This window comes from Variovorax fucosicus (assembly GCF_030316825.1).
GTDB lineage: Bacteria > Pseudomonadota > Gammaproteobacteria > Burkholderiales > Burkholderiaceae_C > Variovorax > Variovorax fucosicus.
This window is the reverse complement of sequence record NZ_JASZYU010000001.1, coordinates 1648201-1667505: the sequence shown is the minus strand read 5'-3', so window position 1 is coordinate 1667505 and position 19305 is coordinate 1648201. Positions and strand designations below refer to the sequence as shown.

21 protein-coding genes are annotated in these 19305 nt (G+C 67.5%); 17 read left to right on the top strand and 4 right to left on the bottom strand.

Features of this window, described 5'->3' with window-relative positions:
• The first annotated feature begins 13 nt into the window (after positions 1-13).
• From QTI05_RS07915 to QTI05_RS07860, 12 genes are all read left to right on the top strand, one after another.
• Entirely contained in the window at positions 14-847 is an 834-nt protein-coding gene (locus tag QTI05_RS07915; protein ID WP_286623765.1) for an ABC transporter ATP-binding protein, read from the top strand.
• Entirely contained in the window at positions 844-1050 is a 207-nt protein-coding gene (locus tag QTI05_RS07910; RefSeq protein ID WP_286623763.1) for a DUF4089 domain-containing protein, read from the top strand. The genes QTI05_RS07915 and QTI05_RS07910 overlap by 4 nt, the downstream gene beginning before the upstream one ends.
• A complete protein-coding gene (locus QTI05_RS07905; RefSeq protein ID WP_286623761.1) occupies positions 1047-2471 on the top strand; it encodes an AtzE family amidohydrolase in 1425 nt (474 codons plus the stop codon). Before QTI05_RS07910 ends, QTI05_RS07905 begins: the two co-directional genes overlap by 4 nt.
• A gap of 313 nt (positions 2472-2784) precedes the next feature.
• The gene (gene hpxZ / locus QTI05_RS07900; RefSeq protein WP_286624636.1) at positions 2785-3159 is read left to right on the top strand and encodes an oxalurate catabolism protein HpxZ; all 375 of its coding nucleotides are present in this window, start codon (positions 2785-2787) and stop codon (positions 3157-3159) included.
• 80 nt (positions 3160-3239) lie between these two features.
• Positions 3240-4355, top strand: a complete 1116-nt coding sequence (locus QTI05_RS07895) for a BMP family ABC transporter substrate-binding protein (protein ID WP_286623759.1) — start codon at positions 3240-3242, stop codon at positions 4353-4355.
• A 121-nt stretch (positions 4356-4476) separates the two neighbouring features.
• A complete protein-coding gene (locus QTI05_RS07890) occupies positions 4477-5559 on the top strand; it encodes an ABC transporter permease (RefSeq protein WP_286623757.1) in 1083 nt (360 codons plus the stop codon).
• On the top strand, positions 5556-6476 hold the full coding sequence (locus QTI05_RS07885; RefSeq protein ID WP_286540926.1) for an ABC transporter permease: 921 nt from the start codon (positions 5556-5558) through the stop codon (positions 6474-6476). Before QTI05_RS07890 ends, QTI05_RS07885 begins: the two co-directional genes overlap by 4 nt.
• A 10-nt stretch (positions 6477-6486) precedes the next feature.
• Positions 6487-7176: a biuret amidohydrolase gene (biuH, locus tag QTI05_RS07880; RefSeq protein ID WP_286540927.1), complete on the top strand. Its 690-nt coding sequence runs from the start codon at positions 6487-6489 to the stop codon at positions 7174-7176.
• An 18-nt stretch (positions 7177-7194) separates the two neighbouring features.
• Positions 7195-8859, top strand: a complete 1665-nt coding sequence (locus QTI05_RS07875) for an ABC transporter ATP-binding protein (RefSeq protein ID WP_286623755.1) — start codon at positions 7195-7197, stop codon at positions 8857-8859.
• Positions 8856-9530 carry a cysteine hydrolase family protein gene (locus tag QTI05_RS07870; RefSeq protein ID WP_286623754.1) on the top strand — a complete coding sequence of 225 codons (675 nt, stop codon included), beginning with the start codon at positions 8856-8858 and terminating at the stop codon, positions 9528-9530. The genes QTI05_RS07875 and QTI05_RS07870 overlap by 4 nt, the downstream gene beginning before the upstream one ends.
• Before the next feature lie 31 nt (positions 9531-9561).
• On the top strand, positions 9562-10287 hold the full coding sequence (locus QTI05_RS07865; protein ID WP_286540930.1) for a GntR family transcriptional regulator: 726 nt from the start codon (positions 9562-9564) through the stop codon (positions 10285-10287).
• Between the two features lie 100 nt (positions 10288-10387).
• Entirely contained in the window at positions 10388-10813 is a 426-nt protein-coding gene (locus tag QTI05_RS07860) for a DUF3830 family protein (RefSeq protein ID WP_286623752.1), read from the top strand.
• An 18-nt stretch (positions 10814-10831) separates the two neighbouring features.
• Here the strand turns inward: QTI05_RS07860 and QTI05_RS07855 are convergent, their stop codons facing one another.
• The gene (locus QTI05_RS07855) at positions 10832-11635 is read right to left on the bottom strand and encodes an exodeoxyribonuclease III (RefSeq protein ID WP_286540933.1); all 804 of its coding nucleotides are present in this window, start codon (positions 11633-11635) and stop codon (positions 10832-10834) included.
• Between the two features lie 15 nt (positions 11636-11650).
• Between QTI05_RS07855 and pyrE the strand changes: the two genes are divergently transcribed.
• Positions 11651-12343 (top strand): orotate phosphoribosyltransferase, encoded by a 693-nt coding sequence (gene pyrE / locus QTI05_RS07850; protein ID WP_286623751.1) that lies wholly within the window; start codon positions 11651-11653, stop codon positions 12341-12343.
• A gap of 24 nt (positions 12344-12367) precedes the next feature.
• Positions 12368-13018, top strand: a complete 651-nt coding sequence (locus QTI05_RS07845; RefSeq protein WP_286623749.1) for a DUF4124 domain-containing protein — start codon at positions 12368-12370, stop codon at positions 13016-13018.
• Positions 13019-13082: 64 nt separating this feature from the next.
• Here QTI05_RS07845 and gatB read toward each other — a convergent pair whose 3' ends face one another.
• From gatB to gatC, 3 genes are read right to left on the bottom strand one after another with little or no spacing between them, the layout of a single operon-like run.
• The gene (gene gatB / locus QTI05_RS07840) at positions 13083-14579 is read right to left on the bottom strand and encodes an Asp-tRNA(Asn)/Glu-tRNA(Gln) amidotransferase subunit GatB (protein ID WP_286623748.1); all 1497 of its coding nucleotides are present in this window, start codon (positions 14577-14579) and stop codon (positions 13083-13085) included.
• Between the two features lies 1 nt (position 14580).
• Entirely contained in the window at positions 14581-16074 is a 1494-nt protein-coding gene (gene gatA, locus QTI05_RS07835; protein ID WP_286623746.1) for an Asp-tRNA(Asn)/Glu-tRNA(Gln) amidotransferase subunit GatA, read from the bottom strand.
• Complete coding sequence (gatC, locus tag QTI05_RS07830; RefSeq protein ID WP_286623745.1) at positions 16071-16370, bottom strand: Asp-tRNA(Asn)/Glu-tRNA(Gln) amidotransferase subunit GatC; 300 nt, start codon at positions 16368-16370, stop codon at positions 16071-16073. Before gatC ends, gatA begins: the two co-directional genes overlap by 4 nt.
• A 212-nt stretch (positions 16371-16582) precedes the next feature.
• On the opposite strand from gatC, the gene QTI05_RS07825 reads away from it, so the two are divergent.
• The 3 genes from QTI05_RS07825 (at position 16583) to mreD (ending at position 19285) form a co-directional block, all read left to right on the top strand.
• Positions 16583-17626, top strand: a complete 1044-nt coding sequence (locus QTI05_RS07825) for a rod shape-determining protein (protein WP_286540939.1) — start codon at positions 16583-16585, stop codon at positions 17624-17626.
• 133 nt (positions 17627-17759) lie between these two features.
• Positions 17760-18767 carry a rod shape-determining protein MreC gene (mreC, locus tag QTI05_RS07820; protein WP_286623744.1) on the top strand — a complete coding sequence of 336 codons (1008 nt, stop codon included), beginning with the start codon at positions 17760-17762 and terminating at the stop codon, positions 18765-18767.
• Entirely contained in the window at positions 18764-19285 is a 522-nt protein-coding gene (gene mreD, locus QTI05_RS07815; RefSeq protein ID WP_286540941.1) for a rod shape-determining protein MreD, read from the top strand. The genes mreC and mreD overlap by 4 nt, the downstream gene beginning before the upstream one ends.
• Positions 19286-19305 lie beyond the last annotated feature (20 nt).

Genomic DNA, 19305 nt, shown 5'->3' with positions numbered 1-19305 from the left:
TCTGGAGGCTTGTATGCGCGCTTCGTCTGACATTGTCCTCAACGGCCCGGTTTACGCCGACGTGCCGAAGCCGGCTTTCCAGCCCGGGCCGGCCGGCACGCACATCACCATGCGCGGCCTGACCAAATACTTCGCGGGCTGGCCGCTCTACGAGAACTTCGATCTCGACATTCCGAAGCATGCGATCGTCTCGGTGTTCGGGCCCAACGGCTGCGGCAAGTCGACGCTGATCAACATGATCGCGGGCCTGATCCCGATCGACTCGGGCGAGATCCTGTTCGACGGCAAGTCGCTCAAGGACACCAAGATCGGCTACGTGTTCCAGAACTACCGCGAAGCGATGTTCCCGTGGATGCGCACCATCGATAACATCGCCTACCCGCTCAAGCTGGAAGGCAAGTCGAAGGCCGAAGTCGACCGCCGCATGGAAGAGCTGGTGGCGTCGTTCGACGTCAAGTTCGACCTGAAGCGCTTTCCCTACGAACTCTCGGGCGGCCAGCAGCAGACCGCATCGATCATGCGCGCGCTGGCGCCCAACCCGGAGGTGCTGTTTCTCGACGAGCCGTTCTCGGCGCTCGACTTCGAGATGACGCTGTTCATCCGCGAGAAGCTGCAGGAGGTGTTCATGCAGACCGGCACCACCATGCTGCTGGTGTCGCACGACCTCGAAGAGGCCGTGTACCTGGCCGACCAGGTGCTGCTGCTGACCAAGCGGCCGACCAAGGTGGCCGAGATCCTTGCCTACGGCGACGCGCGGCCGCGCACGCTCGACACGCTCAGCGCGGCCAGCTTCATCGCGACGAAGAAGCTCAGCCTCGAGATCTTCCAAAGGGAAGTCCGGCGATGACGCCCGCCCAGACCGAAGCCTATGTCGACGCGGCTGCCGCGGCGCTCGACCTGAAGCTGCGGCCCGAGCATCGCCCCGGCGTGCTGCGCTACTTCGCGCTGGCCGCGGAAATGGCGGCGCTGGTCGAGGCCGTGCCGCTCGATCCGCATGCGGAGCCCGCGGTGAGCTTCGTGCCGGTGTCGCCGAAGGAGCCGGAGGCATGAGTGCAGCCGAACTTCTGCTGAAAGACGCATCGGCAATGGCCGATGCGGTGCGCAGCAACGCGGTCAGTGCCGTCGCCCTGGTGCAGGCCAGCCTGGACCGCATTGCCGCGACCGAACCACGCGTCAACGCGTTTACCGACGTGGTGCGCGAACGCGCGTTGCGGCGCGCCGGCCAGGTCGATGCATCGCTCGCCTCGGCCAACGGCGCGCGCACACGCGAGCTGCCGCTGCTGGGCGTGCCCTTCGCCGTCAAGAACCTGTTCGACATCGCCGGCCTGCCCACGCTCGCCGGCTCGAAGATCGAGCGCGACAGCACGCCGATGCGCGCGGACGCGGCCCTGGTGCGGCGACTCGAAAGCGCCGGCGCGGTGCTGGTCGGCGCGCTCAACATGGACGAGTACGCCTACGGCTTCACCACCGAGAACAGCCACGTGGGCGCAGTGCGCAACCCGCACGACCTCACGCGCGTCGCGGGCGGTTCGTCGGGCGGTTCGGGCGCGGCGGTCGCGGCCGGCCAGGTGCCGCTCACGCTCGGCTCCGACACCAACGGGTCGATCCGTGTGCCGGCCTCGCTGTGCGGCATCTTCGGGCTCAAGCCGACCTTCGGGCGCCTGCCGCGCACCGGCAGCTACCCGTTCATCTCGAGCCTCGACCACCTCGGGCCGTTCGCACGCTCGGTGCGCGACCTCGCACTCGCCTACGACGCGATGCAGGGCCCCGAGGCGGTCGAGCCGCACGATCCCGGCTGCGTGCAGCGTGCCATCGAGCCCACCGCGTCGCAACTGACGCACGGCCTGGCCGGACTGCGCATCGGCGTGCTCGGTGGCTACTTCCGCCAGCGCGCGCAGGCCGACGCCCTGAGCGCTGTCGATCGCGTGGCCGAAGCGCTGGGCGCCCGCAAGGTCGTCGAGTTGCCGATGGTCGAGGCCGGCCGCGCCGCCGCGTTTCTCATCACGAATTCGGAAGGCGCCGCGCTGCACCTGGCCAACCTGCGCAAGCGCCCGCAAGACTTCGAACCGCTCTCGCGCGACCGCTTCCTCGCCGGTGCGCTGTTGCCGGCGGCTTGGGTGGCGCGGGCGCAGCGCGTGCGGCGTCTGTATGCGGAGCGGGTGGCAAAGCTGTTCGAGCGCTTCGACATCCTGCTGGCTGCGTCCACGCCTTGCGCCGCGACGCCGATCGGTGCGGAATGGTTCGACATCAACGGCCACCAACTGCCGGTGCGCCCGAACATGGGTGTGCTGACGCAGCCGATCTCGTGCATCGGGCTGCCGGTGTGCGGCGTGCCGGTGTGGGGCGCGCATGCCAGCTTGCCGATCGGCGTGCAGGTCATCGGTGCACCGTGGCGCGAAGACCTTGTGCTGCGTGTTGCGGCGGCGCTCGAAAGCGCTGGGGTGGTTCAGTCGCCGGTGGCGGGGCTATGACCTGGATGGTTGGCTCGGGGCGGGATCACGCCGACGGCGTGCTCTGCTCCGCGAATGTCCCCCGGCCTTCGGCCTCCTCCTTTATTTCGCTGCGCAGAGCACGCCATCGGCGAGATCCGTCAGAGCCGCGGTTCATCGACGAACACAACACAGCGTGTCCCGTGCCGAGGGCATCGGGTGCTCCACGCAGCGAAATAAAGGAGGAGCCGAAGGCGGGGGACATTCGCGGAGGGGAGTACCCGGTGTCCTCGGCACACGCCCCGAACGAACGAACGAACGAACCCAAGTAACCGACATGAATGAAGCAATGTCCCTGGCCATCAACCTGCCCGACATCGTGGCCGAAGTCACCACCGCCTTCGCGCGTTACGAAGACGCACTCGTGAACAACAAGGTCGACGTGCTCGACGAACTGTTCTGGGACAGCGCGCACACGCTGCGCTACGGCGCCACCGAAAACCTCTACGGCTACGACGCCATCAAGAACTTCCGCGCCGGCCGGCCCGCGACCGGCCTCTCGCGCGACATCCTGCGCACCGTCATCACCACCTACGGCACCGATTTCGCCACCACCAACGTCGAGTTCCAGCGCCACGGAAGCCCAAGGACGGGGCGCCAGAGCCAGACCTGGATGCGCACCGCACAAGGCTGGCGCGTGGTGGCCGCACACGTGAGCCTGCTGGGCTAACTCACGCAGGCACGCTTTATGCACACCGTCTTGTATCCAAGTTAATCCCGCCCTGTTTCCGTTTTTCTTTGGAGCACACCATGAGCCAGATCAACCGTCGCGACTCCCTCAAATCCATCGCTGCGCTCGGCGCCGCCACCACGCTCGGCGGCTGGAGCGCGCTTGCCAATGCCCAGAAGCCGCTGACCGTGGGCGTGATCTACGTCGGCCCGCGCGACGACTACGGCTACAACCAGGCGCACGCACAGGCCGCTGCCGAAATCAAGAAGCTGCCCGGCATCAAGGTGGTCGAGGAAGAGAACGTGCCCGAAACCGCCGCGGTACAGAAGACCATGACCGGCATGATTTCGCAGGACGGCGCCAAGCTCCTGTTCCCCACCTCGTTCGGCTACTTCGATCCCCACCTGCTGGCGCTGGCCGCCAAGTACCCCGACGTGCGCTTCTCGCATTGCGGCGGCATGTGGACGGAAGGCAAGCATCCGAAGAACGCGGGCAGCTTCTTCGGCTACATCGACGAGTGCCAGTACCTCAACGGCGTGATCGCGGCGCACATGACCAAGAGCAACAAGATCGCCTTCGTCGCCGCCAAGCCGATTCCGCAGGTGCTGCGCAACATCAACGCCTTCACGCTCGGTGCGCGCTCGGTCAAGCCCGGCATCACCTGCAGCGTGATCTTCACCGGCGACTGGTCGATGGCCGTGAAGGAAGCCGAGGCCACCAACAGCCTGGCCGACCAGGGCTGCGACGTGTTCACGATGCACGTCGACGGCCCCAAGGTGGTGGTCGAGACGGCCGCCAAGCGCGGCAAGATGGTGTGCGGCTACCACGCGAGCCAGGCCAAGCTGGCGCCCGCCGCGTACCTCACGGGTGCCGAGTGGAACTGGCTCACCGCGTACAAGACCATCATCGACGCGGCGCAGACCGGCAAGCCGCACCCCAACTTCCTGCGCGGAGGCCTGAAGGAAGGCTTCGTGAAGATGTCGGCCTACGGCTCGATGGTCACCGATGCCGCGAAGAAGCAGGCTGACGAGATCAAAGCCAAGATGCTCGCGGGCAACTTCGACATCTTCAAGGACGGCATCAAGGACAACAAGGGCGCCGTGGTAGTTCCGGCCGGCAAGGTGCTCAAGCAGACCGACCTCGAGCTCGAAAAGATGAACTACCTGGTCGAAGGCGTGCTCGGTAGCATCGGATGACATCCCCCAGCCTTCGCGCACTGCGTGTCGCTTCGCCAACCCCCTTTGCAAGGGGGCGCAGCCGGCGGCCCGGAAAAACCGGTTCCGCGGCTGCCCGCGCCTGAAGACAGGGGCACGCATCATGCGCAACGCCATTAAGGAAATCGCCCTGCCGGCGTTCGCCATCGCGGCGGCGTTGCTGGTGTTCGGGGTGCTGGTCTGGTTCGCCGGGGTCAATCCGGTGGACGTGTGGATCACGCTGTTCAAGGGCGCGTTCGGCGACTGGTTCTCGTGGCAGAACACGCTGCAGCGCGCCGCGCCGCTCATGCTGACGGCGCTGTGCGTCGCGATTCCGGCGCGTGCGGGGCTCATCATCATCGGCGGCGAAGGCGCGCTGGTGCTAGGCGGTCTGGCCTGCGCCGCGCTGCCCTACATCGTGCCGCTGCCGGGCAACATCGTCGGCACCGTGTTCGTGTGCCTCGCCGGCGCCGTCGCCGGCGCGCTGTGGATCATGCTGGCCGGATGGCTGCGCCAGTACCGCGGCATCAACGAAACCATCAGCAGCCTGTTGCTCGCTTACATTGCCATCGGCATCTTCAAGCACCTGGTCGAAGGCTTGCTGCGCGACCCGGCCAGCCTGAACAAGCCCTCGACGCATCCGCTGGCCGAAGGGCTGCTGATCGGCGGCATGTTCGGCTCCGACGTGCACTGGGGCCTGGCGATTGCCGCGGTGGCCTGCATCGGGCTCGGGCTCTGGCTGCGCGCCACGGCGTCGGGCTTCTCGATTCGCGTGGTCGGCGGCAATCCGCGCACCGCGCAACTCGTGGGCCTGCCGGCCACGCGGCTCATCCTCGCGGCCTGCGGCCTGGGTGGCGCCTGCGCCGGGCTGGCCGGTGCGGTCGAGGTGGCGGCAGTGCATACCAATGCCAACGCTTCGATGATCGCGGGCTACGGCTACGCGGGCATCCTGGTGTCGTTCATTGCGCGGCACAACCCCATTGCGATCATCCCCGTGGCCATCCTGTTCGGGGGCTTCGGCGCGGCGGGCAGCCTGCTCCAACGCCGGCTCGGCCTGCCCGATGCGTCGGTGCAGGTGCTGCAGGGCATCGCCTTCGTGCTGATCCTGGCGAGCGAAGGCCTGCGCATGGTCGACTGGAAGACGCTGCTCAGGAACCGCATGCCGCGCGCGGTTCAGCCCAAGCTGGTGAAGGAGACCACTGCATGACCGCCGACCAGTGGATCGCGCTCGTGGCCGGCATCGTCGGCGGCGCCTTGCGCGTGGGTGCGCCGTTCTTGTTCGTGAGCCTGGGCGAATGCCTCACCGAGAAATCGGGCCGCATCAACCTGGGTCTCGAAGGCGTGCTGGTGCTGTCGGCCATGGCGGCCTTCGGCGGGGCCTACCTCGCCGACTCGGCCTGGATCGGCGTGCTGGTCGGTGCCGCGGCCGGCGCGGTGCTCGCGCTGCTGCATGGCCTGCTGTGCTCGCTCGACCGCGTCAACGACGTGGCCACCGGCATCGCGCTGATGCTGTTCGGCACTGGGCTCGCGTTCTACCTCGGCAAGCCGCTGATTCAGCCGCAGGCGCCGCAGCTCCCGGCCATTCCGCTCGGCTTCTGGAGCGATAACACGGTGGTGCGCGCGGCGCTGCAGATCAATGCGCTGGTGCCGATCGGCATCGTGCTCGCGGTGTTTCTCTGGTGGGCCTTCGCCCGCACGCGCGCCGGCCTGCTGGTGCGCATGGCGGGCGACTCGGCCAACGCCACGCGCGCACTGGGCTACTCGGTGTCGGGCATCCGCATCGCGGCCACCACGGCGGGCGGCGCCATCGCCGGGCTCGGCGGTGCATCGCTCACGCTGTTCTATCCGGGCAGCTGGAACGAAGGCATCTCGAGCGGGCAGGGCCTGATCGCGGTGGCGCTGGTGATCTTCGCGCGCTGGAGCCCGCTGCGCTGCGTCGGCGCAGCATTTCTCTTCGGCGGTGCGGGTGCGATCGGGCCGGCGCTGCAGTCGGTTGGCGTGGGCTGGGGCTATCACCTGTTCAACACGGTGCCCTACGTGCTCACGCTCGTGATCCTGGTCCTCACCTGCAAGCCGGGCAGCGTGGCGATCGGCAGCCCGGGTGAACTCTCTTCGACACGGTAAAAGACATCCCATGACCGCCACCGTTGCAGCCCAACCCTACGCCTGGCCGTACAACGGCGACCTGCGTCCGGAGAACACCGCGCTCATCGTCATCGACATGCAGACCGACTTCTGCGGCAAGGGCGGCTATGTCGACGTGATGGGCTACGACCTGTCGCTGGTGCAGGCGCCGATCCAGCCGATCGCGCGCACGCTGGCGGCATTGCGGCCTCTGGGCTTTCACATCATCCACACGCGCGAAGGGCACCGGCCCGACCTGGCCGACCTGCCGCCCAACAAGCGCTGGCGCTCGCGCCAGATCGGCGCCAACGGCGTGGGCATCGGCGACGATGGGCCGTGCGGCCGCATCCTGGTGCGCGGCGAGCCGGGCTGGGACATCATTCCGGAGCTGGCGCCGCTGCCGGGCGAGGTCGTCATCGACAAGCCGGGCAAGGGCTCGTTCTACGCCACCGACCTGGAACTCATCCTGCGCACGCGCGGCATCGAGAACCTGATCCTGGCCGGCATCACCACCGACGTGTGCGTGCACACCACCATGCGCGACGCCAACGACCGCGGCTTCGAATGCCTGCTGCTGTCGGACTGCACTGCCGCCACCGACCACGGCAACCACCTGGCCGCGCTCAAGATGATCACGATGCAGGGCGGCGTGTTCGGCGCGCATGCCGAGTCCACGGCGCTGCTGGCGGCGCTCACCTGACCACCCCGCGAGGACACCATGCCCGAAGAAGCCGCCACGACACCCATCGGCGCCTTGCCCGCCGGCACCGGCGCCCTTGCGCTCGACACCTACCAGCTCACCAAGCGCTTCGGCACCTTCACCGCGATGGACAGCGTGACCATGCGCGTGGAACCCGGCACGGTGCACGCGCTGCTCGGCGAAAACGGGGCAGGAAAGAGCACGCTGGTGAAATGCGTGGCCGGCTTCCAGCGCGCGGAGGAGGGCAGCATCTTGATCGACGGGCGCGAGCAGGACATTGCCAACCCCATCGTGGCGCGCGCGCTCGGCATCGGCATGGTCTACCAGCACTTCACGCTGGCGCCCGGCATGACGGTCGCCGAGAACCTGCTGCTCGCGGGCGGCAAGACACCCGCGCTGATCGACTGGAAGGTCAAGCGCGCCGAGCTGCAGGCGTTCCTCGCAACCACGCCGTTCAGCCTGGATCTGGACGTGACGCCGTCGTCGCTCGCGGCTGGCGAGAAGCAGAAGCTCGAACTGCTGAAGCAGCTCTACCTGAAGCCGCGTTTGCTGATCCTCGACGAGCCCACCTCGGTGCTCACGCCGCAGGAGGCCGACGAGGTGCTGGGCCATGTGCGCGCCTTTGCGCAAAGCGGCATGTGCACCGTGCTCATCATCACGCACAAGTTCCGCGAGGTGATGGCGTATGCCGACAGCGTGACGGTGCTGCGCCGCGGCAAGGCCGTCAAGCATTGCCGCGTGGCCGACACCAGCCCGGCGCAGCTCGCAGCTTCGATGATGGGCGAGGGCGACGCACCACCGCCCGAGGCGGGACTGCCCGACGCACTGGGGGCGCCCGCCGCGCTCACCGGCCGCGCGCTGCATGGTGCGCAAGCCACGGCCCGCGATGCCAAGGTGTTGCTCCAGGTCGACGGCCTGGTGGCGCAGGGCGACCGCGGCACGCTGGCCGTGCACGACCTGAGCCTGCAGGTGCGCGCCGGCGAAATCCTCGGCGTGGCCGGTGTCTCGGGCAACGGCCAACGTGAGCTGGTCGAAGCACTCGTGGGGCAGCGTCCGCGCCTGGCCGGCAAGGTCACGGTGCGCGGCGAGCCCTATCTCGCAAGGCGCGAGGAGAACCGCCGCCTGAAGGTGCGCAGCCTGCCCGAAGAGCCGCTGCGCAACGCCTGCGTCGGCGATCTCAGCGTGGCCGAGAACATGGCGCTGCGCGACTTCGATCAACCGCCGTTGGCCAGCGGCGGCCTGTTGCGCTTTCCGGTGTGGCGCAGCCGCGCGCGCGAATGGATTGCCGAGTACGGCGTCAAGACGCAGGGTGAGGGCGCGCCGATCCGCAGCCTCTCGGGTGGCAACGTGCAGCGCGCCGTGCTCGCGCGCGAACTGGCTGGCGACATCGACGTGCTGATCGCGGCCAACCCGGTGTTCGGCCTCGACTTCGCGGCCGTGGCCGAAATCCACAGCCGCATCATGCAGGTGCGCGAGAAGGGCGGCGCGGTGCTGCTCATCAGCGAAGACATCGACGAACTGCTGGAGCTGGCCGATCGCATCGTGGTGATGAGCGAAGGCCGCATCGTCTACGAGACCGACGCGGCCACGGCCGAGCGCCATGTGCTCGGCGCACACATGGGCGGTGGCGACCACGGCCATGGCCACCACGCGGGCGAAGCTGTTGTTGCGGAGGCTGCATGAGCTTGCTGCAGATCGACGCGACCCCGTTCGCCTACCCGTTCGACATCGCCAGCACCGCCTTCGTCATCATCGACATGCAGCGCGACTTCATCGAGCCCGGCGGTTTTGGCGAAACGCTGGGCAACGACGTGTCGCTGCTCGAAGCCATCGTGCCGGCGACCCAGGCCGTGCTGCAGGCCTGGCGCCAGGCGGGCGGCCTGGTGGTGCACACGCGCGAGGCGCACCAGCCCGACCTGTCGGACTGCCCGCCCGCCAAACGCAACCGTGGCGCGCCGACACTGCGCATCGGCGACGAAGGCCCGATGGGCCGCATCCTCGTGATGGGCGAGCCCGGCAACCAGATCATCGACGCGCTCGCGCCCATCGACGGTGAGATCGTCATCGACAAGCCCGGCAAGGGCGCCTTCTATGCCACCGGCCTGCACGAGATGCTGCAGGCCAGGGGCATCACGCACCTGCTGTTTGCCGGCGTGACCACCGAGGTGTGCGTGCAGACCACCATGCGCGAGGCCAACGACCGCGGCTACGACGGCCTGCTGCTGGAAGACTGCACCGAAAGCTATTTCCCCGCGTTCAAGACCGCAGCGGTCGAGATGATCCGCGCGCAGGGCGCCATCGTCGGCTGGACGGCGCCGAGCGCGGCGCTGCTGGCCGTTCTGCCCGCCGCCTGACCCGGACTGCAGCAGCGACTAACATTCCACGGTGCCCATCGTCCAAGCCGTTCCCCATCCCGCCGCCGCTGTCGATGCCGTCGTGTTCCGCACGCGCGCCGACGAGGTGTATGCGCAACTGAAGCGGGATGTCGCCGAGTTCCGCATGGTGCCCGGCGACCGCTTCACCGAAAACGAGATCAGCGAACGCCTCGGCGTGTCACGCACACCGGTGCGGCAGGCGCTGTTCAGGCTGCAGCAGGAGGGCTATGTCGAGGTGCTGTTCCGGAGCGGCTGGCGCGTGCTGCCCTTCGACTTCGACCAGTTCGAGCAGCTGTACGACCTGCGCATGGTGCTGGAGACCACCGCCGCGCACCGCCTCTGCGAGACCGACCGCCACATCGACCGCGGCTTGCTCGACAAGCTGGTCGGCATCTGGCTGGTGCCCGCCGCGCAACGCAGCACCGACGCCACCCAGGTCGCGCAGTGGGACGAGGAGTTCCACTGCGCACTGGTCGCCGCAGCCGGCAACGCCGAGATGGCCCGCGTGCACAGCGACGTGACCGACCGCATCCGCATCATCCGCAGGCTCGACTTCACCAAGCAGCCGCGCATCGACGCCACCTACGACGAGCACGCCAAGATCCTGAAAGCTGTGCGCGCCAACCGCGGCGACCAGGCCGCGATGCTGCTGCGCGCGCACATCGAGACGAGCCAGGCCGAGGTGCGGAAGATCACGCTGCATCAGGTGCATATGGCGCGGCATGCGGCGGGTTAGATTGCCCAGCAGGCAGATCGCCCATATCTCGCGCCAGATGCCGTGATCCGCAGCCGCGGCGCCACTGCTGCAAAATTGCAGCCCATCCCTGAAAACCCTCATGACCCGACTCAAGATCACCGCCGGCGGCTTCGACTTCGTCGCCGAAACCCACCCTGATGCGCCGCTCACCGTGGCCGCGTTTGCCAAGCTGCTGCCCTATCGGCAAAAGCTGATCCATGTGCGCTGGAGCGGCGAAGGCTGCTGGGTGCCGCTGGGCGAGTTCAAGCTCGAGGCCGACGGCGCGCCAGTGGGCTTCGAGAACCACACCAGCCACCCGTCGGTCGGCGACATCCTGTTCTATCCGGGCGGCTACAGCGAAACCGAGATCATCCTGGCCTATGGCGCCTGCAGCTTCGCCAGCAAGATGGGGCAACTCGCCGGCAACCACTTCCTCACCATCGTCGAAGGCAAGGAAAACCTGCGCAAGCTGGGCACCAAGGTGCTGTGGGAAGGCGCGCAGGACGTGCTGTTCGAGCTGGCCTGACCCTGGCTACGGTTACGGCTAAAGCGTGAAGTCGTAGTCGACCGTGATCGGCGCGTGGTCGCTGAACTTCACGGTCTTGTAGATCTCTTCGCTGCGCGCTAGTGCCGCGGTCTTCGGTGTGGCCAGGTGGTAGTCGAGCCGCCACCCCACGTTGTTGGCGTAGGCCTGGCCACGGTTGCTCCACCAGGTGTAGGCGGCGTCGGTGGTGTCGGGCTTCAGCATCCGGTAGACGTCGACCAGGCCGGCGCCTTCCGTGCCCGCATCGAGCAGCCGGGTCATCCAGGCGCGCTCTTCGGGCAGGAAGCCGCTGTTCTTCTGGTTGCCGCGCCAGTTCTTGAGGTCGATTTCCTTGTGCGCGATGTTGATGTCGCCGCACAGCACGAACTCACGCGTTTTCTTCAGCGCGATCAGGTAGGGGAAGAAGCCCGCCAGAAAGCGGAATTTGGCAGCCTGGCGCTCCTCGCCCGACGAGCCGCTCGGAAAGTAGCAGCTGATGACCGAGAACTTCCGCTTGGGCGTGTCGAAGCGCAGTTCGAGATACCGGCCCTCGGCATCGAACTCCTTGTCGCCCCAGCCGACGATCACGTCGCTCGGCACGTGCCGGGTGTAGATCGCGGTGCCGGCGTAGCCTTTTTTCTCGGCGTAGTGGAAATGGCCCTTGAGCCCGGCCATCTCTTCGAAGCGGCCGGTGACGTCGCTGGCCTGCACGCGAATCTCCTGCATGCAAATACAATCCGGCGCCAGTTCGGCCACCCAGTCGGCCACGCCTTTGGTGGAGGCCGAGCGCAGGCCATTGAGGTTGAGGCTGGTCAGTTTGAACACAACAAGGATTTCCAGATGGCTGTGAGTGGTGGTTCGGACAATGGCTCGAAGCAGCTGGCCCAGGATTTTGTGCAGTTCGCACTCGATGCCGGTGTGCTGCGCTTCGGCGAGTTCAAGATCAAGTCGGGCCGCATCAGTCCGTATTTCTTCAATGCCGGGCTGTTCGACGACGGCGCCAAGCTGGCCCGGCTGGCCGGATTCTATGCAGAGCGGCTGATCGCCAGCGGGCTCGAGTTCGACATGGTCTTCGGCCCGGCCTACAAGGGCATTCCGCTGGGCGCCACGGTGGCGGTCGAGCTCGCGCGGCGTGGCTGCAATGTGCCGTTTGCCTACAACCGCAAGGAGGCCAAGGCGCATGGCGAGGGCGGCAGCCTGGTCGGCGCACCGCTGCGGGGCCGGGTGCTGATCGTCGACGACGTGATGTCGGCCGGCACCGCGGTGCGCGAGTCGATCGCGATCATCGAGGCGGCCGGCGCCACGCCGCATGCGGTGGCGATTGCGCTGGACCGGCAGGAGAAGGCAACCGAGAACGGCGCCGACGTGGACTACAGCGCCGTGCAATATGTACGAAATCAGCTCGGCTTGCAGGTAACGGCCATCGCCACGCTCGATGACTTGTTACAGTACCTCACGGGCCGCGCCGACCGCACGCTGGACGCCCACCGTGCGGGAGTGTTGGCCTACCGGGAGCGCTACGGCGCAACCTGACGACAAATCTAAAGGAACGATGCCGTGCGCTTCGCCGTATACCTTGCCGGGCTGCCGTTGTTGCTGCTGACCGGCATCGTGCAGGCGCAGCCCCAGGCGGCGCCCGCCGGCATCTACACTTGCATCGATTCGCGCGGCCGCAATATCACGTCGGATCGGCCCATTGCCGACTGCGTGGACCGCGAGCAGCGCGAACTCAACCCGAGCGGTACCACCCGGCGCCGCATCGAGCCGACCTACACCGCCAAGGAGCAGGCCGAGCGCGATGAGCGTGCGCGCCAGGCCGCGCTGGTCGCGCTGCGGCAAAACGAGGATCGGCGGCGCGAGCGGGCGCTGTTGATGCGCTACCCCAACCTCGCAGCGCACGAACGCGAGCGCAAGGAAGCGATCTCGCAGATCGACGCCGTGATCCACGCCGCGCGCAAGCGCCAGGCCGAGCTGGTCGACGAGCGCAAGAAGGTCGACGACGAGCTCGAGTTTTACAAGGGCGATGCGAGCAAGGCGCCGGCCTCGATCCGCCGCCAGCTGGACGACAACGCCCAGAGCGCGGTGGTGCAAAACCGCTTCATCGGCGAGCAGGAAGACGAGAAGAAGCGCGTGAATGCGCGCTTCGACGAGGAGCGCGCGCGCCTGCGCCAACTGTGGACGGTCGACGCAGGCGGCGTCGCGAAATAGGGCTCGCCCTGCCGGGGGCGGCGCCGATCGACCGGCAAAGCCGGATCGATGGCACCTCACCGCTTCAACCCAACTTGGCTTTCAAAAGCGCATTGACCTGCGCCGGATTGGCCTTGCCCTGGCTGGCCTTCATGACCTGGCCCACCAGCGCATTGAAGGCCTTGTCCTTGCCGGCGCGGTACTCGTCGATGTTCTTCTGATTCGTGGCCAACACGCCGTCGATGATCTTGTCGAGCGCACCGGTGTCGTTCATCGGCTTCAGGTCCTTGGTCTCAATGATCGCGTCGACGTCGCTGCCTTCGCCGCTCCACAACGCATCGAAGACCTGGCGCGCCGCGTTGTTCGGGATCGTGCCGTCGCTGATGCGCGCGATCAGCTGGCCCAACTGCGCGGCCTTGACCGGCGCAGCCTCGATGCCGATCTCCTGCGCATTGAGCCGCCGTGTCAGTTCGCCCGTGATCCAGTTGCTGGCCAGCTTGGGCGTGCCGCCGGCCGCGACCGTGGCATCGAAGTAGCGCGCGAGCGTGGTGCTCTGTGTGAGCTGCGCGGCGTCGTAGGCCGACAGCCCGTGGTCGCGCACATAGCGCTCGGCCATCGCACGCGGCAGCTCGGGCATGCCGGCCTTCACGCGGTCGATCCAGTCTTGCGCGATCACCAGCGGCGGCAGGTCGGGGTCGGGAAAGTAGCGGTAGTCGGCCGCGTCTTCCTTGGTGCGCATGGCGCGCGTCTCGCCGGTGTCGGGGTCGAACAGCACGGTGGCCTGCTGGATCGCGCGGCCGTCCTCGATCTCGCCGATCTGCCAGCGGATCTCGTAGTCGATCGCCTGCTGCATGAACCGGAAGCTGTTCAGGTTCTTGATTTCGCGGCGCGTGCCGAGCGGCGCGCCGGGCCGGCGCACCGACACGTTGGCGTCGCAGCGAAAGCTGCCTTCCTGCATGTTGCCGTCGCAGATGCCGATCCAGGTGACGATCTTGTGCAGCTCCCTGGCATAGGCCACGGCCTCGGCGGTGGAGCGCATGTCGGGCTCGGTCACGATCTCGAGCAGCGGCGTGCCGGCGCGGTTCAGGTCGATGCCGCTCTGGCCGACGAAGTTCTCGTGCAGCGACTTGCCGGCATCCTCCTCGAGATGGGCGCGCACCAGGCGCACGGTCTTCTGCTCGTCACCGACGAAGAAGCTGACCGAGCCGCCCTGCACAACGGGGATCTCGAACTGGCTGATCTGGTAGCCCTTGGGCAGGTCGGGGTAGAAGTAGTTCTTGCGCGCGAACACGCTGCGCGGCGCAATGTGCGAGCCGAGCGCGAGCCCGAGCTTGATCGCGCGTTCGACCGCGCCCTTGTTCATCACCGGCAGCGTGCCGGGCAGCGCCAGGTCGACCGCGCAGGCCTGCGTGTTGGGCTCGGCGCCGAAGGCGGTGGAGGCGCGGCTGAAGATCTTGCTCGCGGTCGACAACTGGGCATGGGTCTCGAAGCCGATGATGACTTCGAAGCCCTGCACCAGCGGGCCTGTGGGGCGGCCGGCTTGCGCTTCAGCGAAGGGGTTCACGACAGCGGTCTCACTCATCTCAGAAGCCCTCCGGGGTGCGGGTGTGCCAATCGGTGGCCTGCTGGAACCGGTGGGCGGCATTCAGCAGTTTCGCTTCGCCGAAGTAGTTGCCGATGAGCTGCAGGCCCACCGGCATGTTGGCTTCGCCGAAACCCGCTGGCAGGCTCATGCCCGGCAGACCCGCCAGCGAGCCGGGCAGCGTGAAGATGTCCGCCAGGTAGTCGGCCACCGGGTCGTCGCCGTGTTCGCCGAGCTTCCAGGCGACGGTCGGCGCGGCCGGGCCGGCGATCAGGTCGCACTGCGCAAAGGCCTGCTGGAAATCGTCGGCGATCATGCGGCGCACCTTCTGCGCCTGCAGGTAGTAGGCATCGTAGTAGCCGTGGCTCAGCACATAGGTGCCGATCATGATGCGGCGCTTGACCTCGTCGCCGAAGCCTTCCTCGCGCGTCTGGGCATACATGTCGGCCAGGTCTTTGTACTTCGCGGCGCGGTGCCCGAACTTGACGCCGTCGAAACGGCTCAGGTTGCTCGATGCCTCGGCCGCGGCCAGGATGTAGTAGACCGGGATCGAGAGCTCGGTGCGCGGCAGCGTGATCGCCACGCGTTTCGCGCCGAGCTTCTCGTACTCGGCCAGTGCCGCATCGATCGCCGCGCGCACCCCGGGCGCGACGCCGTCACCCAGAAATTCCTTCGGCACGCCGATGCGCAGGCCTTCGAGCGAGTCGCCCAGGCTGCGAGAGAAGTCTTCGGCCGGACGGTCGATCGAGGTCGAATCGCGATCGAGATCCGGTCCGCACATCGCCGACAGCAGCAGCGCGCAATCCTCGGCCGAGCGGGCCATCGGGCCGGCCTGGTCGAGGCTGGAGGCAAATGCCACCATGCCGTAGCGCGAGGCGCGGCCGTAGGTCGGCTTGATGCCGGTCACGCCGCAGAACGAGGCAGGCTGGCGGATCGAGCCGCCGGTGTCGGTGCCGGTCGCGGCCGGCGTCAGGCGCGCGGCCACGGCCGCGGCGCTGCCGCCCGACGAGCCACCGGGGATGCGGCTCACGTCCCACGGATTGCTCACCGGCGTGGCGGCGTCGAAGCCGATCGCGGGCACGGCCACGTTCTCGTTGGCCGAGCCCATTGCGAATTCGTCGCAGCTCAGCTTGCCGAGCGTGACGGTGCCGGCCTCGGCCAGCTTGCGCACCACGGTGGCGTCGAACGGCGAGCGGTAGCCCGCCAGGATGCGCGAGCCGGCGGTGGTCGGGAAGTCGGTGGTGACGAAGATGTCCTTGTGCGCGATCGGCACGCCGGTGAGCGAAGGCGCACCGCCGGCAGCGAGCTTCTCGTCGGCGGCGCGGGCCTGGGCCAGGGTCAGGTCGGCGTCCAGCGCGACGAAGGCGCCGAGCGACTGGTGGGTGCGGGCACGATCGAGAAAGTGCTGCGCCGTTTCCACGGCCGACACCTCGCGCGCTGCCAGCGCCCGGGCGAGCTGGGCCACGCCCTGTTGGTGGAGGTCGGGCCGGCTCATTCGATCACCTTCGGCACCAGGAACAGGCCCGCCTCGACGGCCGGCGCGCTCCTCTGGTTGGCTTCGCGGTTGTTCGCCTCGCTCACTACGTCGTCGCGCAGGCGCAATGAAATATCTTCAATTGCGGCCACTGGATGGGCCAGCGGCGCGATGCCGGTGGTGTCGACGGCACGCATGCGTTCGACCAGGTCGAAGAAGCCATTGATCTGGCCAAGCATGCGCTCGCTTTCGTCGGGAGCCAATTGCAGCTTCGCCAACGAAGCGATGCGCGCGATATCGGAATGGGAGAGAGACATCGGAAAAACCGGGTGAACCGGAGCAAATCGCACGCCGCGAGGGGGTGCAGACACGGGAGACGAAGGGGATTCGGGTATTATCCCGCCTTTGCCGCAACCCCCGCGAACGCGCCGGCTTTTGCCGCAAAAACGACCAATCCACCCCGTCAGACGACCCAATAAGAGAGCGACGACATGCCGATGCGTGTGCCGTGCTCCAGAGGATTCCACACATGTTTGGAGCTTTCCGTCGGTACTTTTCGACCGACCTCGCCATTGACCTCGGCACCGCCAACACCCTGATCTTTGCCCGCGGCAAAGGCATCGTGCTCGACGAACCGTCGGTCGTGGCGATCCGCCACGAAGGCGGCCCCCACGGCAAGAAGGTGATCCAGGCTGTGGGCCGCGAGGCCAAGGCCATGCTCGGCAAGGTGCCCGGCAACATCGAGGCGATCCGCCCGATGAAGGACGGCGTCATTGCCGACTTCGTGATCACCGAGCAGATGATCAAGCAGTTCATCAAGATGGTGCACCCGCGCTCGATGCTCACGCCGAGCCCGCGCATCATCATCTGCGTGCCCTGCGGCTCCACCCAGGTCGAGCGCCGTGCCATCAAGGACGCGGCCGAAGCAGCCGGCGCCACGTCGGTCTACCTGATCGAAGAACCGATGGCCGCCGCGATCGGCGCCGGCCTGCCGGTGTCGGAAGCCTCCGGGTCGATGGTGGTCGACATCGGCGGCGGCACCACCGAAGTGGGCGTCATCAGCCTCGGCGGCATGGTCTACAAGGGCAGCGTGCGCGTCGGTGGCGACCGCTTCGACGAAGCCATCATCAACTACATCCGCCGCAACTACGGCATGCTGATCGGCGAGCCGACGGCCGAAGTCATCAAGAAGACCATCGGCTCGGCCTTTCCGGGCTCCGAAGTCAAGGAGATGGAAGTCAAGGGCCGCAACCTCAGCGAAGGCGTGCCGCGCAGCTTCACGATCAGCTCCAACGAAGTGCTGGAAGCCCTGACCGACCCGCTCAACAACATCGTTTCGGCCGTCAAGAACGCGCTCGAGCAGACGCCGCCCGAGCTGGGCGCCGACATCGCCGACCGCGGAATGATGCTGACCGGCGGCGGCGCGCTGCTGCGTGACCTCGATCGCCTGCTGGCCGAGGAAACCGGCCTGCCGGTGCTGGTGGCCGAAGACCCGCTGACCTGCGTGGTGCGCGGCTGCGGCATCGCGCTGGAGCGCATGGATCGGCTCGGAAGCATCTTTACCTCGGAATAAGCTCACCCCCAGGCTGCGCGGCACTTCGTGTCCGCTTCGCCCACCCCCTGCCGGGGGCGGCGCCAGCGGCCCGGCAAAGCCGGTTCCGCGGCACCTCACAAAAATTCAGGTGTTTCTGGCGTAAAACCGCACCATGCCGCTCGGCACCGTTGACCGCACCGCCCCGCCCCTCTTCAACCAGGGGCCGTCGGCGCTCAGCAAGCTGATCTTCTTCAGCGCGCTGTCGCTGTTCCTGATGGTGGCGGATGCGCGCTTCGACATCGTGCGCCCGGTGCGCGCCGCCGTCGGCGCGGTGCTGTACCCGGTGCAGTGGATCGCGCTGAAGCCGGTGCAGATGGCCCTCGGCGGCACCCGCTATTTCGAAGACCTGCAGGTGGCCCAACGCAACGAAGCCGACGCGCGCCGTGCGCTGGCGCTGCAGTCCGAGCGCGCTGGCCAGGCCGACGCGCTGGCGCAGGAGAACACGCGGCTGCGCGCGATGCTCGACCTGCGTGCCACCACCGACACGCCGGGACGCGTTGCCGAGGTGCTGTACGACGCGGCCGACCCTTACACCCGCAAGCTGATCCTCGACCAGGGCATGACACAAGGCATCGCGGCCGGGTCGCCCGTGATCGACGAGCACGGCGTGCTCGGGCAGGTGACGCAGGTGCAACCCTTCACCAGCGAGGTGACGCTGGTGATCGACCGCGACCTTTCCATTCCGGTGCAGAACGGCCGTACCGGTGCGCGCAGCGTGGCGTTCGGCGAGGCCAACGCCCACGGCGGCGGGCTCGAACTGCGCTTCATGCAGGCCAACTCCGATGTGCAGGAAGGCGACCTGCTCACCACCAGCGGGGTGGATGGCGTCTACCCGCCGGGACTGCCGGTCGCCAAGATCGACCGTATCGAGCGCCGGGCCGATTCGGCCTTTGCGCGCATCCATTGCGTGCCGCTGGCCGGCGTGACGGCCGCGCGCTACGTGATGGTGCTGTCGCCGTTGAGCGCGCGCTCCGCGCCGCGCCCTGCGGCACCGGCTGCGGCGCCCACGGCCACCGCGAAGAAGAAGGCCGACAAGGAAAAGGCAGTCAAGGACAAGACCGACAAGGCCGAAAAAGACAAGGCTGACAAGGCTGACAAGAAAGGCGCGGCAGCACGATGATCATGCGTCCTGGTCAACAGCAGCTGCTGCTCCCCGTCAGCCCGCTCTTCATGTGGGGCAGCCTGTTTCTTGCGCTGGTGATCGACATGCTGCCGCTCGGCCGCATCGCCTGGATGCCCGACGTGCTGGCGTTGGCCATCGTGTTCTGGAGCGTGCACCAGCCCACCCGCATCGGCATCGGCGTGGCGTTCGTGTTCGGCTTGTGCATGGACGTGCACCAGTCGGCCATGCTCGGACAGCACGCGCTGTCGTACACCACGCTCGGATTCCTGGCGATCATGATCCACCGCCGCCTGCTCTGGTACCCGGTGGTGTCGCAGGCATTGCAGCTGCTGCCGCTGTTCGCGCTGTCGCACCTGATCGAACTGGCGATCCGCATGGTCGGCGGCGGCTTGTTCCCGGGCTGGAACCTGCTGCTGGCGCCGGCGCTCGAAACCGCACTCTGGCCGCTGGCCAGCCTGCTGCTGCTGGCCCCGCAGAAACGCACGCCCGAGCCCGACGCCAATCGGCCGCTGTGATGCCAGGTGCTACCAAAGCC

Bases quoted from the DNA above. Each gene is read 5' to 3' on its own strand.
- QTI05_RS07915 (WP_286623765.1), top strand. From the start codon at position 14: ATGCGCGCTTCGTCTGACATTGTCCTCAACGGCCCGGTTTACGCCGAC.
- QTI05_RS07910 (WP_286623763.1), top strand. From the start codon at position 844: ATGACGCCCGCCCAGACCGAAGCCTATGTCGACGCGGCTGCCGCGGCG.
- QTI05_RS07905 (WP_286623761.1), top strand. From the start codon at position 1,047: ATGAGTGCAGCCGAACTTCTGCTGAAAGACGCATCGGCAATGGCCGAT.
- QTI05_RS07895 (WP_286623759.1), top strand. From the start codon at position 3,240: ATGAGCCAGATCAACCGTCGCGACTCCCTCAAATCCATCGCTGCGCTC.
- QTI05_RS07890 (WP_286623757.1), top strand. From the start codon at position 4,477: ATGCGCAACGCCATTAAGGAAATCGCCCTGCCGGCGTTCGCCATCGCG.
- QTI05_RS07885 (WP_286540926.1), top strand. From the start codon at position 5,556: ATGACCGCCGACCAGTGGATCGCGCTCGTGGCCGGCATCGTCGGCGGC.
- biuH (WP_286540927.1), top strand. From the start codon at position 6,487: ATGACCGCCACCGTTGCAGCCCAACCCTACGCCTGGCCGTACAACGGC.
- QTI05_RS07875 (WP_286623755.1), top strand. From the start codon at position 7,195: ATGCCCGAAGAAGCCGCCACGACACCCATCGGCGCCTTGCCCGCCGGC.
- QTI05_RS07870 (WP_286623754.1), top strand. From the start codon at position 8,856: ATGAGCTTGCTGCAGATCGACGCGACCCCGTTCGCCTACCCGTTCGAC.
- QTI05_RS07860 (WP_286623752.1), top strand. From the start codon at position 10,388: ATGACCCGACTCAAGATCACCGCCGGCGGCTTCGACTTCGTCGCCGAA.
- pyrE (WP_286623751.1), top strand. From the start codon at position 11,651: ATGGCTGTGAGTGGTGGTTCGGACAATGGCTCGAAGCAGCTGGCCCAG.
- gatB (WP_286623748.1), bottom strand. From the start codon at position 14,579: ATGAGTGAGACCGCTGTCGTGAACCCCTTCGCTGAAGCGCAAGCCGGC.
- gatA (WP_286623746.1), bottom strand. From the start codon at position 16,074: ATGAGCCGGCCCGACCTCCACCAACAGGGCGTGGCCCAGCTCGCCCGG.
- gatC (WP_286623745.1), bottom strand. From the start codon at position 16,370: ATGTCTCTCTCCCATTCCGATATCGCGCGCATCGCTTCGTTGGCGAAG.
- QTI05_RS07825 (WP_286540939.1), top strand. From the start codon at position 16,583: ATGTTTGGAGCTTTCCGTCGGTACTTTTCGACCGACCTCGCCATTGAC.
- mreC (WP_286623744.1), top strand. From the start codon at position 17,760: ATGCCGCTCGGCACCGTTGACCGCACCGCCCCGCCCCTCTTCAACCAG.
- mreD (WP_286540941.1), top strand. From the start codon at position 18,764: ATGATCATGCGTCCTGGTCAACAGCAGCTGCTGCTCCCCGTCAGCCCG.